The organism is Phocaeicola fibrisolvens (genome assembly GCF_025567125.1).
Taxonomy (GTDB): Bacteria; Bacteroidota; Bacteroidia; order Bacteroidales; family Bacteroidaceae; genus Phocaeicola; species Phocaeicola fibrisolvens.
Genome location: NZ_JAOQJI010000065.1, coordinates 1 through 15,626, shown reverse-complemented (window position 1 = coordinate 15,626; position 15,626 = coordinate 1). Strand labels below are relative to the sequence as shown.

At 45.6% G+C, this 15,626-nt stretch carries 11 protein-coding genes; 7 read left to right on the top strand and 4 right to left on the bottom strand.

Annotated elements, in window-relative coordinates; genetic code table 11:
• The first annotated feature begins 300 nt into the window (after nt 1-300).
• The 5 genes from OCV81_RS16415 to OCV81_RS16395 all read left to right on the top strand — a co-directional run bounded on the left by OCV81_RS16415 (nt 301) and on the right by OCV81_RS16395 (nt 5,037).
• Nucleotides 301-1,899 (top strand): dipeptidase, encoded by a 1,599-nt coding sequence (locus OCV81_RS16415; RefSeq protein WP_239464683.1) that lies wholly within the window; start codon nt 301-303, stop codon nt 1,897-1,899.
• 40 nt (nt 1,900-1,939) lie between these two features.
• Nucleotides 1,940-3,127: a C1 family peptidase gene (locus tag OCV81_RS16410; protein WP_148330963.1), complete on the top strand. Its 1,188-nt coding sequence runs from the start codon at nt 1,940-1,942 to the stop codon at nt 3,125-3,127.
• 78 nt (nt 3,128-3,205) lie between these two features.
• Nucleotides 3,206-3,634, top strand: coding sequence for a Fur family transcriptional regulator (locus tag OCV81_RS16405; protein WP_148330962.1), 429 nt, complete (start codon nt 3,206-3,208; stop codon nt 3,632-3,634).
• 555 nt (nt 3,635-4,189) lie between these two features.
• The gene (locus OCV81_RS16400) at nt 4,190-4,345 is read left to right on the top strand and encodes a YqaE/Pmp3 family membrane protein (protein ID WP_072542054.1); all 156 of its coding nucleotides are present in this window, start codon (nt 4,190-4,192) and stop codon (nt 4,343-4,345) included.
• A 32-nt stretch (nt 4,346-4,377) separates the two neighbouring features.
• Nucleotides 4,378-5,037, top strand: a complete 660-nt coding sequence (locus tag OCV81_RS16395) for a carbohydrate-binding family 9-like protein (RefSeq protein WP_148330961.1) — start codon at nt 4,378-4,380, stop codon at nt 5,035-5,037.
• Nucleotides 5,038-5,107: 70 nt separating this feature from the next.
• Here OCV81_RS16395 and OCV81_RS16390 read toward each other — a convergent pair whose 3' ends face one another.
• The 4 genes from OCV81_RS16390 to OCV81_RS16375 all read right to left on the bottom strand — a co-directional run bounded on the left by OCV81_RS16390 (nt 5,108) and on the right by OCV81_RS16375 (nt 12,268).
• Nucleotides 5,108-6,334 (bottom strand): MFS transporter, encoded by a 1,227-nt coding sequence (locus OCV81_RS16390; protein ID WP_148330960.1) that lies wholly within the window; start codon nt 6,332-6,334, stop codon nt 5,108-5,110.
• 245 nt (nt 6,335-6,579) lie between these two features.
• Nucleotides 6,580-7,947 (bottom strand): efflux transporter outer membrane subunit, encoded by a 1,368-nt coding sequence (locus OCV81_RS16385; protein WP_148330959.1) that lies wholly within the window; start codon nt 7,945-7,947, stop codon nt 6,580-6,582.
• Nucleotides 7,948-7,959: 12 nt separating this feature from the next.
• A complete protein-coding gene (locus OCV81_RS16380; protein WP_148330958.1) occupies nt 7,960-11,151 on the bottom strand; it encodes an efflux RND transporter permease subunit in 3,192 nt (1,063 codons plus the stop codon).
• A 10-nt stretch (nt 11,152-11,161) separates the two neighbouring features.
• Nucleotides 11,162-12,268: an efflux RND transporter periplasmic adaptor subunit gene (locus OCV81_RS16375; protein WP_148330957.1), complete on the bottom strand. Its 1,107-nt coding sequence runs from the start codon at nt 12,266-12,268 to the stop codon at nt 11,162-11,164.
• 191 nt (nt 12,269-12,459) lie between these two features.
• Here OCV81_RS16375 and OCV81_RS16370 point away from each other — a divergent pair, with 191 nt between their 5' ends.
• Together OCV81_RS16370 and OCV81_RS16365 are read left to right on the top strand one after the other, a co-directional pair.
• On the top strand, nt 12,460-13,368 hold the full coding sequence (locus OCV81_RS16370) for a helix-turn-helix domain-containing protein (protein ID WP_148330956.1): 909 nt from the start codon (nt 12,460-12,462) through the stop codon (nt 13,366-13,368).
• Nucleotides 13,369-13,644: 276 nt separating this feature from the next.
• Nucleotides 13,645-15,498, top strand: coding sequence for a hypothetical protein (locus OCV81_RS16365; RefSeq protein ID WP_148330955.1), 1,854 nt, complete (start codon nt 13,645-13,647; stop codon nt 15,496-15,498).
• Nucleotides 15,499-15,626 lie beyond the last annotated feature (128 nt).

Here is a 15,626-nt window from a genome sequence, read left to right as displayed (position 1 = left end):
GGATGGGATGAGAATTTCATGGAGAAACTTATTCTGGAAACAATTAACTTCCTTAATATCGGAGATTGATGCGTTTTCTCTGCGTCACGAACGTGATGAGAGGTCGACACGAACGTGACGAGGTCTCGACTCGTTCGTGACGAGATAAATTTATGCCTGTGCTGTACATTCTTTCCTAAATCGCCAAGAAGAAAACACAGGGAGACCTACCATTCTTCAACCGTTTTACGAAGAATATCCTTATTCCTTTTTCTCCTTTTTTATTATCTTTGCGAGCAAGTATCATTTTAATATGAAAATATGAAAATAAGCAACATTTTATTCTTTATTGGGATTACCTTTTCCCACCTTGCTCTTGCACAACAGACTTTGCCACGCGATCCGGATTGCTGTACCAGTATCATGGTGGGGAAACTGGCCTCAACCGACGGTTCTGTCATGACGAGCCACACGTGCGACAGCTGGTACCGTACGTGGGTAAACATCGTGCCGGCGGCAGATTTTGCCAACGATACGGTAATGAACATTTACGATGGACGCATGCACACGGAATCAGTCAATGACCAAACCAATCTGAGCGTAAAAGGGCAGATTCCACAAGCCAAACATACCTACGCTTTTCTGGATACGGCCTATCCGTGCCTGAACGAAAAGCAGCTGGCCATGGGGGAAACGACCATCAGCGGACGGGATACCCTGCGGAATGCCAAAGGAATGTTCATGATTGAAGAACTGGCCCGCGTGGCGCTGCAACGCTGCACCACAGCCCGTGAAGCCATTCAACTCATGGGAAAGCTGGTGAAGGAATACGGCTATGGTGATTCGGGCGAATGTCTGACCATTGCCGACCCGAAAGAAGTGTGGCACTTTGAAATCTTCGGTGAAGGTCCCGACCAGATTGGCGGTGTATGGGCTGCCGTCCGTATTCCTGATGACGAGGTCGGAGTTTCGGCCAACATTTCCCGCATCAGCACACTGAACCTGAAAGATACAGACCATTACATGGCTTCGGAAAACGTGTTCAGCGTGGCCAAGAAACTCAAGCTGTGGGACGGAAAGGAACCTTTCAAGTTCTGGAAAGCCTATGGAGGCCCGAACTATTTCGGCAAGATGCAGGCATTCAGCATCCGGGAATTCTTTATTCTAAGCACACTGGCCCCATCGCTCAAGCTCAGCATGGACGATGAGGAACTTCCCCTGAGCGTAAAGCCGGAAAAGAAAATCAGCAATGCCGACGTAATGGCCTACTTGCGACAGACGTACGAAGGTACGGAATGGAGCGTAACAAAGAATCTGAAAGTAGCTGTCAAGGACCGGAAGACCGGAAAGACTGACACCATCACCAGCCCGCGCGCCAACCCGTGGATGCGTACTGATGAAGTCCAGCTGTACAATGCACTCCAAAAGGGCAGCGTGACGGCCAACCGGAACGTAGCCGTGCCGCAATGTGCCTACTCCACCGTCATCCAGTTGCGCAGCTGGCTCCCGGATGCTGTAGGAGGTGTCTGCTGGTTTGCCATGGACAACCCCGGACAGAGTCCGCGCGTGCCCATCTTCTGCGGTACGACCGACCTGCCCGCTATGTTCAAAATTTGCGGCAACCACCGCTACCGTCTGGATGCAGCCCTGTGGCATTACCGTCAGGCCAACAAGCTGGCTACCGTGAGATGGGGAAATGCCCGGAAAATCATGGAAAAGAACCAGATGCACTTTGAACGGAAAGGACTGGAAGAATTGCCGATGGTGGAACAGCGTTATGCGGAACTAGTCAAGAGCCAGGGAGAAGATGCCGCCAAGGCTTATCTGACCGACTACACAATGGATTTTATCGGAGCTACCCTGCTCCGCTGGGACGAAATGACTGCCAAATACTGGAATGACTATCGCTTCGGATTCTGATTCCATAATTTAAATACACGTAAAAAACATAGAAAAAGATATGAAAACTGTGACATTTATCTCTGCATTACTTCTTGCTTCGGCCACTCTTCAGGCACAGCCTAAAGCCGAAGGCTACCAATTTACTACCGTCACCAACCAAAAAGTGACTCCGGTCAAAAATCAGGCAGCTACCGGTACCTGCTGGTGCTTTGCCACCACTTCGTTCATCGAAGCCGAACTCCTCCGCCAAGGAAAAGGCGAATTCGACCTCTCGGAAATGTACATCGTCCGTCAGAAATACATGAACCAGTTGAAGGACAATTACCTGCGCCACGGAAAAGGCAATATCGGCCAGGGAAGTATCTCTCCCAGCTGGTTTACCGCCTTCAAGCAAGTAGGTATCGTGCCGGAAGAAGTGTACAGCGGCATCAACTATAATTCTCCCACACACAACCACAAGGAACTGGCCTCTTATATGGAAGTCATTGCCGAAAAAGCCATCCAGCTGCGCCAGCGCAGCCCGGAATACGAAAAACTGATCAAGAGCCTGTTCGACATCTACATGGGCGAACTGCCTGAGAAGTTCACCTACAAAGGCAAAGAATATACTCCACAATCCTTTGCACAGAGCCTGGGCATCCATCCGGAAGACTATGTCATGCTGACCAGCTTCACCCACCAGCCTTACTATCAAGCGTTTGAGCTGGAGATTCCTGACAACTGGGAACATGCCAAGATGTACAACCTGCCGCTCGACGAGATGATGCAGGCCGCCGACCATGCCCTGGAAAACGGATATACCGTATGCTGGGACGGTGATGTCAGTGAAAAGGGATTCTCCTTCAAGCACGGAGTAGCCATCAATCCGGCCACAGAAAGTACCGTCGACCTGAAAGACACCGACTTTGCCCGCTGGCAAAGCATGGATGCCAAAGAGAGACTGGATGAAGCCTTCAAGTTTGAATATCCGTGTCCGGAAGTGAAAGTGACACCCGAAATCCGTCAGAAAGGATACGAGGGCTTTGTCACTACCGATGACCACCTGATGCACCTCACCGGCATTGCCAAAGACCAGAACGGCACAAAGTACTACATTACCAAGAACTCCTGGGGTACCGACCGGAACGATTTCGGAGGCTACCTGAACATGTCGGAAAGCTATGTACGTGCCAAAACCATCTATATTCTTCTGCACAAGGATGCCTTGACCAAGGAACTGAAGAAAAAACTGGGATTGAACGAATAAAACCTGGCTGAAAAACAACCTGGTTACCAAAATGGATGCTTATCTTTGCAGCAAGTCACAAGATAAGCATCCTTTTTTATGAAAACAGAAGACTATGCCACAATCCTGGAGACAGCCGGCATCCGGCCCACCTCCACCCGACTGCTCATCTATGAGGCCATTGCCTCCCAAACCGACACATTCAGCCTGGGCACGTTGGAAAAACAGCTCGACAGCATCGACAAATCAGTCATATTCCGCACCCTCGTCCTTTTCCACGAGCATCATCTCATCCACAGCGTGGACGACGGGAGCGGTTCGCACAAATACTGCATCTGCCACAACCATGGCCAGTGCAACGAAAGCGAAGAACACTGCCACTTCTACTGTGAAGTATGCCACAATACCTATTGCCTGAATCAAGATCTCATTCCACACATCAATCTTCCCGAAGGATTCATTGCCCGAAAAGTCAACTACATCGTGAAAGGAGTGTGTGCCCGGTGTGCCGTCAAACATCAGAACTGACCGTTTTTTTGACCTACATCAATAAAACATACCCTTTTCTCATTTTTATGTTCTAAAGCATATATTCTATATCAAAAAGCCCTATCTTTGCAGCGTAATCAAGAACGGAAGTTCAACGATTGACAAAGTAGAAAGATTGTTTTTTTAGATTATAAGATTGTTTTCAACTTCGTCGAGAGACGATGTTTTTTAGATTAGATTGAAAGGTATTAAAGTTTTTTATTCACTAAAAAGAAAGGGTAACAACATGAAAACGATGAAAAATTTCATTCAGAAGATCTTCAAAGGAGATTCAATGATTTGGGGTTACGTAATGCTCGGCTAATGAGCAAGTAACCCCTTTTGCGGGCAAGGATGCCAGCATACACACCGAAAGTTGTAAAGTTTACTGCATATTTTGTACCGGATTCCTTGGTACGAGTTTCAAAATATCCTTCCGAAGTCCTCGGGAGGATATTTTTTATCCTCTTGTTCTTCCCCGAATCTTCCTTAAATTCTTGCCAGTTCTAAATCTTTTCCCTAACTTTCCTGCAAATTTATAAAACCAACACAGAAATGTCATTCATCAGAGTCATTCTCTCCATTATTTTTCCGCCCCTTGCCGTCATCGACAAAGGATGCGGTTCGGTATTGATTGTCTTTATCCTCACGTTGTGCGGATGGATTCCAGGCGTCATCGGTGCCCTTATTATTCTGAACAAGCAAAATTAAATTTCTAATTCGATATCCTAAATACGAAAATCATGAAAGAATTACATGTACCCGAAATTACCGGACAGTCTCGCGTAGCCGCCCCAAATATTCCGGCCCTGCTCGATGAACATCAGATAAAGTTCCAACCTGTTTCCTGCGTGAACTGGAAAGATTATCCTTACTGTCCGGAGGTCGCATTTCGCATTGCTCATACAGGCGATTTCATTCTGTTGAACTATCGCGTGAAAGAAGAAAGCGTACGAGCCATAGCTGCCGAAGATAACGGCAGAGTATGGGAAGATTCCTGCTGCGAATTTTTCTTCCAGTTTCCGGAAGATCAGGAAGAAAACGTGTATTATAATTTTGAATGCAACTGCGGAGGTACCCTCCTTATCGGTGGCGGACAACCAGGCGACAGACCTCATGCTCCTCAAGACATTCTCCAGCAGGTAGACCGCTGGAGTTCACTTGAAAAAGCTCCGTTTGAAGAGCGCATAGGAGAATGTAGCTGGCAACTGGCTCTTTGTATCCCTAAAGAAGCTTTCTTCCGCCATCAGCTGAAGGGCTTCAAAGGACTGACCGCTTATGCCAATTTCTACAAATGCGGAGACTTACAACATACCCCACACTTCCTGTCATGGAATCCCATAGATTTGCCGAAACCTTGTTTCCACTGTCCGGAGTTCTTTGGTAAGATTATCTTTGAATAAAACCCAATCCAATCACATTTCAGCGGCCTGTCTTCGAGTACACAATCTTGAAGGCAGGCCGTTGTTCATATCACCTCCTGGCAATCCATACATAGACACTTTTCTTCCCCTTAAACAGCCACAAGACAATCAGAGCAATAATCCACGCCATAGCTAAGAGCACAAAAAGAAACTCCATGAAAGCTCCCCATCCGTAATCCGACAACACGATGCCGGAAAAAGAACCTACCAGACTGGAACCAGCATAATAGAACAACCAGTAAATGCTGGTGGCGCTGCTTTTCATCTGCCCGGCGTGCACCGATACAATCCGGCTTGCCAGCGTATGGGTCCCGAAAAAAGCAAAAGTCATCAGCCCTAATCCCAGCACGATGGCCCAAAGCTGCATCCATAGCAACAACGCCATCCCGACTCCCATCAGTCCCAACGTACCTTGCAAGAGCATCTCCGGACTATACTTGTCCGAAAGACCTCCGGCCACGACCGAACCGATGATTCCTGCCACATACATGGTGAAAATCAGTGCCACCCAGTGATGGGGCAATGAAAAAGGAGGTGCCTCCAGCAAGAAAGACAGATAATTGTAGATACTCACAAAAATGCCCATGGAAAGCGCAGCGATGAGATACATCGAAAGAAATGTGCTCCGAGTCAAAAGAGAACGCATCTGACGCAGTTTTTCCCGGAAAGATACGGACACTACAGAGAAATTTCTCCCGGCAGGAATCTTCCAGCAGAACAATCCACCCAGCAGCAGGCTGACAATGCCAATCAACCATACGGCCGACTGCCATCCACCCCATCCGGACACCAGCGTAGCAACCACTCGTCCCGACATTCCGCCTAGGGTATTCCCGCTCAAATACAAACTGATGGCCAACCCAATCATAGCTTTATCTACTTCCTCTGAAAGATAGGCCAACGCCACCGACGACCCCCCGGCCAATACCATTCCTTTCAACAGATTCAGGGCCAGCAGAAGGGAATAATTGCCAGTGAAGGCAGACACGATGGTCAACAGGGAAGAGAGCAGCAACGAAACTCCCATCAGACGTTCGCGCGACACGGAATCAGCTTTAAAGGCCATAACAATCAGCCCCAACGCCATGCCGGCAGTAGAAGCCGACACCAACAGACTGCTTTCTGCCGGACTGACGCCAAAGTTCCGGCATATTTCCGAAAGCATAGGTTGAAACAAATACAACTGGGCAAAAACCGACAATCCGGACAAAAACATACAGTTACGTATCAGGCGAAACCGTGCAACCGCCTCACGTGAACGATTCATTTCTTTCATTTCCCTTTTCCTTTCATGATTATGGAAACAAAGGTAAGCGGTCGGTTCCAATCTCCATCTATCGAAAAAACTCTTTTTCCCGATAACATTCATCGATAAAAGCTATAAAAGCAAGAGCGAATGTCCTTGACTGTCTTCCCCGGTAAACATGAATGTGAAAATGAATATAAGCATGAGAGAGAGAATGAGAAAAACAAGTCAAGAGGCATTCGCCCGCCACACAATAGAAACTAAAAAAAAGAGTACTAAATATGTTGTCCGCCACCCAGCGCCTGATACAAGTTGATGAGACTCTGTATCTCCTTGAAGCAGTTGGCTGTTTGCGACAGCTGTGCGCCAAGTAACGTCTGATGAGCCGTCAGCACCTCCAGATAAGTCGTATTCCCATGCTCCATCAAGAGTGAAGTGCTGGTAAAAGCCTTCTCCAGTGCGGTTATCTGCTGCTCATAATTATCTTTTTTCCGCTTACTGGTCTGATAAGACACCAATGCATCGTTCACTTCCGTTCCAGCATCCAGCAATTTCTGTCTGAAAGCCAGAAGTGCCTCCTCCTGCTGTGCCTTGGCGATGCGCCGACGAGCAATAAGCGTCCCCCTGTTGAACAGAGGTTCGGTCAATGAAGCCAAAGCAGAAGTCACAAACTTACCGGGATTCGCAATCAGTCCCCCTACGGAATTGGTCCAACCCGCACTTCCACTCAGCGTAATCGCCGGATAAAAGGCAGCATTGGCCTGATTGGTCACATAAAATGCCTGTTCCACATCGCGTTCCGCCACACGCACATCCGGACGGTTCGAGAGAAGCTGAAGCGGTATGCCTACCGACAAATCCTTCGTGAAACTTTGTGTGGAAAGTTTTCCCCGAGCTATCCGGTGAGGAGTTTCCGCCAGCAACAAGGAAAGGCTGTTTTCCACCTGATTCACCTGCTCTTCCAAGTCAATTACCGAATTCTCCACTTCGTAATAAGTAGCCCGCATCTGTGAAACAGCCGCCTCATCCGCCTGTCCGGCATCCATCAATGCCTGTGTGGAAGCCACTGTTTCCTTCCATGTCTCAGCCGTCTGCCGGGAAATCTCCAGCTGCTCATCCTGCATCAGTAAGGTGTAATACGTATTGGCAATATTGGCTATCAGACTGGAATATACCGCCTGCTTATAATCTTCACTTTGCAGATAAGCTGCTTTAGCCTGACGCTTGGCGTTCCTCAACTTGCCGAAAATATCCAGCTCCCAACTGGCAGTCACCGGCAGTGTATAGGTATGCGACGCCTTACTGCCTTCCACCGTATTGACCCCTCCTTGCGGAGACAAGGCAAACGATGGCAGAAAAGCCAGCTTGGCCGACAATAAAGAAGCCTTGGCCTCCTCTACCCGCAGACTGGCAGTCTGCACATCGGTGTTCTGCGCCAGTCCTTTTTCAATCAACGCTTGCAAATAAGGGTCGGAGAAGAAATCCTTCCAATGAATGTTTCCGATGCTTACCGTATCGGAAACATTCACTTCCTCCCCATAGAGTTCCTCAGGGACTGAAGTCTGAGGCTCATAGCTAGTATAGATTCCGCAACCGCTCAAGAGAAGCATTGCGCTGCATGCAATTATTTTTGACGTATTCATAGACGACTCCATTTACTTTTCTGTATTAAAGGCACTTTTTTCAATCAAGGTCTGTTCCTTCTCGTAGACAATCTGTTGGTCGGGCTCTTTCTGCATGGGACCTCGCAGCTTCTCCTGCAAGTACTCAAACACCACGAAGAATACAGGCACCACGAAGAGCAAAGCCAGCGTACCCACCAGCATACCTCCTACGACACCCGTAGCCAGCGAACTGTTGCCATTGGCTCCGGCACCGGATGAGAACATCAGCGGAAGCATACCGAAAATCATACACAACACGGTCATGATGATGGGACGGAAACGAGCCTGGGCAGCCGAATAGGCAGAAGAAATGATGCCCATTCCTTTACGCCAGCGTTCAATGGCATACTCTGTAATCAGAATGGCCGTTTTGGCCAGCAGGCCAATCAGCATAATGGCTCCCGTCTGCAAATAGATGTTGTTTTCCAATCCTGCCACACGGGCAAACAAGAAACTTCCCATCAAGCCGAAAGGTACGGAAAGAATGACAGCCAACGGCACCAGAAAACTCTCGTAAAGGCATGACAGAATCAAGAATATCAATACCACACAAATGGTATATACAAAAACGGTCTGTGCTCCTCCGCTGCTCGCTTCCTCACGAGCCATACCTCCATATTCATAACCATAACCCGAAGGAAGCACCTGAGCCGCAACCTCTTTAATAGCTTTCTGAACTTCACCTGTAGAATATCCGTCGGCCACGTTTACATTGACGTTGATAGTGTTATACAAATTGAAACGCTTGGCTATCTCCGCCCCCTGTTCCGAACGAAGCGTCACAAACTGGCTGACCGGCGCCATCTCCATACCATTACGAACAAACATGTTGTCCAACGCATGCTGATCCAAACGGGCATCGGGCGAAGCCTGAATCATGACACGATAGACCTTTCCAAATTTATTATAATTAGAGACATACGACCCACCACAATAGGCGCCCACCACATCAAGCACATCATTCGGACTGATTCCGGCACGCTTGCATTTAGCCGCATCTACATCCACCGCAATCTGAGGGAAATTCATGGCATACGAACTATAAGCCATGGCCACTTCCGGACGTTGATTCAAAGCCACAATGAATTTCTGTACGGATTCATAGAACGGCTGCATGTCGCCTCCCGTTTTGTCCTCCATATAAAGTTCAATGGAGTTTCCAGTTCCATATCCCGGAATCATGGCCGGCTGGAAACAGAATACCTGCGCTTCCTTAATCATGCTAAATTGGGCATTCAAGCGCTTCATCACCGCATCCACCGTATGTTTCTTTCCTTTTCGCTTATCCCAATGAAGCATACGGATAATAACCGTACCGTATGAAGTCCCTTGTCCGGAAATCAATCCATACCCGGTAGTACGAGAATAGTTTTCTATTTCTGGAGTGGCCTTCAATATCTTTTCCACCTTATCCATTACTTTATCAGTCTCCGCCAATGAATTACCCGGCGAAGTACTAATGTTCACCATCATGGTTCCCTGATCTTCCTGAGGGACTAATCCGGTTTTCGTGGTGGACATCAGATACACCAATAATATGAAAGCAATACCTAATGAAGTCCATACTATCCAACGATGACGGAAGAAAAACATCAGTCCTTTTTTATATTTCCCCATTAAAGCATGAAATGAGACATTATAGGCGGCACGTATCCTTCCGTTCAGACTGTGAGGGCTCTTGTTTCCGTCTGACGGTTTCATCATCATGGCACACATAGCCGGACAGAGTGTCAACGCATTTAAACAAGAAATACCCACAGCCACTGCCATCGTGATACCAAACTGCGTATAGAACACACCGGATGTGCCACCCATAAAGGTGACCGGAATAAATACGGCCATGAACACAAAGGTACACGACACAACGGCCATCGTCACATCGTTCATGGCATCCTTGGTAGCCAGATAAGGCGAACGATAACCCACATCAAATTTAGCTTGTACGGCTTCCACTACAATAATGGCATCGTCCACTACGGTACCAATGGCCAGCACCAGCGCAAACAAGGTCAGGATGTTGATACTGAATCCGGCCACCGAAAGGAAGGCAAACGTACCAATCAACGACACCACAATGGATATGGAAGGAATCAAAGTACTCTTGAAATCGTGTAAGAAGAAATATACTACCAGAATTACCAGAAGAATAGCTATCACCAAAGTTTCAACCACATTGTCGATAGAAGCAAATAGGAAATCATTCACACTCATCATTTGCAGAAACTCCATTCCTTCAGGCAAATCTTTTGCTATATCATCCAGCAAATCGGATATCTCCTGGTTCACAGCTGTCGCATTTGCTCCGGCCACCTGATAAACCATAAACATCACACCCGGCACTCCGTCTGCTTCCCCATGAAAGCCATAGGATTCACGCCCCAGCTCTACATCAGCAATATCCTTCACACGGAGTACGGAACCATCTTTTTGAGAACGTATCACCATATTCTCAAACTCCTCCACACTCTTCAGACGACCTTTATACTTCATCGTATACTGGAATACACGATCTGAATTTTCACCCAAAGATCCTGTAGGAGCTTCGATATTCTGTTCTCCCAATGCAGCCGTCACATCGGCAGGCACCAAACCATATTGCGCCATCTTGTCCGGTTTCATCCAGATACGCATGCTATACGTATCCCCCAAAAGCTGTACATCACCAACTCCCTGGATACGTTTAATTTGTGGTATTACATTAATATCCAGATTATTCGACAAGAAACTCTCATCATAACGTTTATCCGGACTGGTCAAACCATTAATTTGAAGATAACTGTTCTGCCGCTTCATGGTACTTACCCCAATAGCCGTTACTTCTGCAGGCAACAGGCCCTGTGCTTCCGACACACGATTCTGTACACTGACTGCCGCCATATCCGGATCGGTTCCCTGCTTGAAATAGACCAATATTTCTGCCGTACCGGCATTGGTGGCCGTAGAGGTAATGTATATCATGTTTTCCACCCCATTGATACTTTCTTCCAGCGGCATAATGACACTGTTCATCACCGCATCTGCATCGGCACCCGTATAAGTAGCATCCACACAAACTGTAGGCGGAGCAATATCCGGATACTGTTCCACCGGCAAGGTATAGAGGGAGATAAATCCAACAATTAAAATCAAGATGGATATAGACAAGGCCATGACTGGCCGTTTGATAAATATATTTCCTTTCATAAGCGTCCGATTATTTTACTTGCGTTCCTTCACGAAGCATACCGGCTCCATCGGCCACAATCTCGTCACCGACCTTCAGCCCATCCGTTACAATGTATTCCTTTCCGTCATTGACCGGAGCTACTTTAATCAGAGTAGATACCGCTTTGCCATCCACCACTTTATAAGCCAAGATTTTATCCTGCAACTGTATGGTAGCTCCCTGCGGAATAACAATACATTTCTTATAGATACTTGGAATCAACACGTTTCCCGATGCCCCGCTGTGCAACAAACGGGAAGCATTCGGAAATACCGCACGTACACCTACCGTACCCGTCTCCTTGTCAATCACCCCACTGATAGATTCTATCTTTCCTTTTTCTTCGTACATGGAACCGTCGTTCAGCTGAAGTTGGATTTCAGGCATATTCTGTATGGCCTTTTCCGTGGTCCCATACTGACGGGCCAGCGAGAGAAACTGGTTCTCGGTCATCGAAAAATAGACATACATCTGGGCATTATCGGAAACCGTAGTCAAGGGCTGTGCCATGTTCGAACTGACCAGTGTCCCCACCCGATAAGGCAACATGCCGACCACTCCTTCGCTCGGGCTCTTCACCTCCGTATAAGAAAGGTTGTTTCGCGCGTTCACCTCCTGTGCCTTGGCCTGTGCCAGTTGTGCCTTGGCAGTCAGAAACTCATTCTCTGTTGTCTGCAAATTAAAGCTGGAGATTATCTTTTTGGCATACAATTCCTTTGTACTTTTATAAGTAAGTTCGGCTGTAGCCAGACTGGCTTTCGCTACTTCCACATTGGCCACTGCCGTTTTCAAAGCCGCCTTATACGGAACTTGGTCGATCACAAACAAGACTTCTCCCTTGCGTACGACATCACCTTCCGACACATTCAACTTTTCAATATATCCTGACACTTGCGGATAAATATCAATGTCCTGCATACCTTCAATGGATGCAGAATAAGAAGTAGTAATCTCCTTGTCGGTATCTGCCTGAATTGTCATCAGCTGATACCCCTTTCCGGTAGTTTCTTTTGTTTCCGTCTGGCAGGACGTTATCCCAATCGCACAACCGAACACCATCAGCCATGCACCTAAATTTCCAATCTTTTCTGTCATATTCGTTTCTTTTTTTGTTCGCGCAAAAGTAACAACCCCGTAGAAAAAGCACACAACGGATTTTCACACAGAAGTATCTTATTTTCCCTTGTTTCCACAACATCCGGCAAAATGTAGAAAATAAGACATATCTGGAAGAATATAGAACACCATGCTTTACGGGGGAATCCACATCTTTGCAAAAAAATAACATGGAAGAAATTATCAAACACATTCACATGGACATGCTTCAGGCACATTGTGACCCTCAAAGCTACATGGACGACTACATGTTCCTAACCGAACGGCTGGAAAATGTATTTCAAAAAAACAAGAATGTCAAACTGGAGGTATTTCTGATGCTTTATTGCAGGGAAGGAGAAATTACGATGGAATTGAGCAATACCTATCGTCATCTTCAAGCCAATGACTTGCTGATCAGTCTGCCCAATACTCTTATCAGACAACTTTCGGCCAGCCCCGACTGCAAAGTAAAGATATTCTGCTTTTCCAACCGCTTTTTTCGCCGCATCACCCAGACGCAAAAATATACGTGGAAATCGATTTGTTACATACAAGAGCACCCTATCAAGCATTTTGAGGAAACAAGAAAAGAACTGTTCCAGCTGTATCTGGATTTGATAGAACGCAAAATAAACGTTTCATCCGACAATTTTCAAAAAGACATCCTGCTGCACATCGCTTCTGCTTTTTTTGAAGAAATGATAGCCAAAACCACTCATAAGTCACTCGAAAAGGAAAATACAGGCCACCAGGTCCTAGTCAAACAACCCGACTTTATTTTCAAGCAATTCATGGAAGCTCTCGCAGCCGACAACGGCAGACACCGAACCTTGGGCTATTATGCTGATTTGTTCTGCTATTCAAGCAAATATCTTTCGCGCATTGTCAAACAAATCAGTGGGAAAAATGCATTGACGCTCATTCATGAGAACGCGATAGAACACATAATCCCGGCCCTCAAATACTCGACCAAAAGCATCAAGGAGATAGCCATGGACTTTGACTTCCCCAATGTCTCTTTTTTTGCCCAATACGTCAAAAAATACCTAGGTATGACCCCCACCGAGTTTCGCAGCAACGAACGACAGAAAAACTGACATTCTTAGTATCTACCTCAAAACGAAGTAAGTTTGCTACATAAAAATTTATACCTAACTCAAGTACTAAAAAATAAGTGTCAAAAAGTCCACTAAAAAATAATTTTCATTGAACAAAAGTCCCTCAAATTTCGTTTAAGAACAAGAATAAGGGAAATACTCATAACATTAAAATATAAAGATAAAAAAACAAACGATTAATTACTTTTTAGAGGGAAATAATTAAAAATATTAGTTTATAAAAAAGATTGTGATTACTGAGAAAACAACAACAAAATGAGAAAACTTACTTTTATTGCTTTTTTATGCACTTTGCTATTGATTTCTTGTAACCAGGAAGAATATTCAGAGGCATCTTCCACTTCCAACCAGTCTGGAATCGTGTTTAATTTACAAAGAGAGGGATATGAAGGAAAGGAGACTCGTAGTTCGGAAAACGATTCTTCACCTTACGACCAGTTATATTATTTCATTGCGGATGAAAATGGAAACCGAGTTGAGAATATCAAAACTTACTATAAAACCAGTACCTCAGAAATCTATGCTGAGGGTCTCCACAAAGGTGAATACCAACTGCTTGTACTAGGCATCAAAGGAAATGCCATCAAAGACCGGGCCATTGTTCGTACTCCCGGACACATTGATGACGAATGGCTTGCATTTCCAGATGACCTACAGAAACCTCTAGAGGCTGAATATTTCTATTCTAAAACACCTTTTTCTATTATAGAAATACAAACAGCAGAAGGTACTCAGGAAACTGTATCTATTTCGCAAGCTGTGATACAGAAACGTATCATGAGCCGGGTGGATTTCAATTTTTCCTACAATAACCCTTACGTGCAGAATGCGGTAACAGATAAAACACTGTCGCTTGGACAAATAAAATTCTATACTACACTATCTGGTAATGGTGAGTTAGGTGGAGAAAGTAATGGAATAACCAATACGATTTCACTGAATCAACATACGTCTTATTTCTTCATGCCAATGTGCAACGGTTCTACGTTCCATGGAGAGATTACACTCTCTACACGTAATTACCTGAAAGAAGAAAGACGACAGATTTATAATTTTGACCAGGAAACGTTGACTGCCAACCATATACATCATGTGGAAACGCATGTGAATCACCCGGATGATAAAGCTGTTACCATGTTGATTACCCCTGCGGCATACAATGCCGGCGACCACACATTGATTCTGCAAGACGACGAAACCAAAGAAGTCTATACAAATGCATCGGTACGAAAATTCAATACCGCACAACCACTTCAGGTTTCCGTGACAGAGGAAGGCAAATTACATATACGCTTTTACTCTCCACGCCAACTGAATAATGTGTTAATCAAAATGCAATTGCCGCAAGTAAGCGATGAATACTTTGACTTGGCTTATTTCGATTCCATACCGGCATTCGGTGACTTCTTTGAGGAAATTCCGTTAATACAACGTGCAGCGATGTGTCGCACCGAATCTGGGAAATACATTGAAGTACAGAAAAAGACAGAATCAGAACTGGCAGAAGCCACCTTTAAAATTGAAGCAAACGACCCTTACTGGGACAAATTGCAGAAGATTGAACACGGATGGACAATCTACTGGGGATTGTACGGAGGAGATCCGGAACGAGAAGATGGTGGACCAGTCGGAAACTGGATGGGCATACGTCCTGTACATTGCCGGGAATCAGTGGCCTTCTTCCTGAACTTCACCTATATGATTGATATGCCAGAACATGAACAAATCTTGCATGACAATGCAGACCAACTTTATGATGACAACAAGCAGCTCGTAAAGGTAGAAGAAGTATTGAAAAAGATGAGAGCCAGCAGAACACTTCAAGTTGGACTGGTATATACAGGTAATGGTATTATCGGATTAGGTAGCGGAAGTGTATTCGGTGCATATCAAAGAGGATGGTTCGAACATTATTTCAACACGTATGCATGCAGCGTAATGTTCCACGAACTTGGACACGTAATGGGATACGGGCATAGCAGCTCATTTACTTATGGACCATGGGCTGAGCAGTTAATGAATAACTTCTATGTCAACAATTTGCAAAAAATGCCGATTAATTCTATCAATTATCTGAATAGTTCCCAAAATCCTCATCAATATAAATAAACTGACGAAAATAAAACTTACGAATAAAATGATGATTAAATAGAGTTTATATCGAATAATTGATTAAAGCGTTCTTTGACTTATCTTTGTGGTCTAAAAGGTTCAATTGATGTATTACGACAAGATTC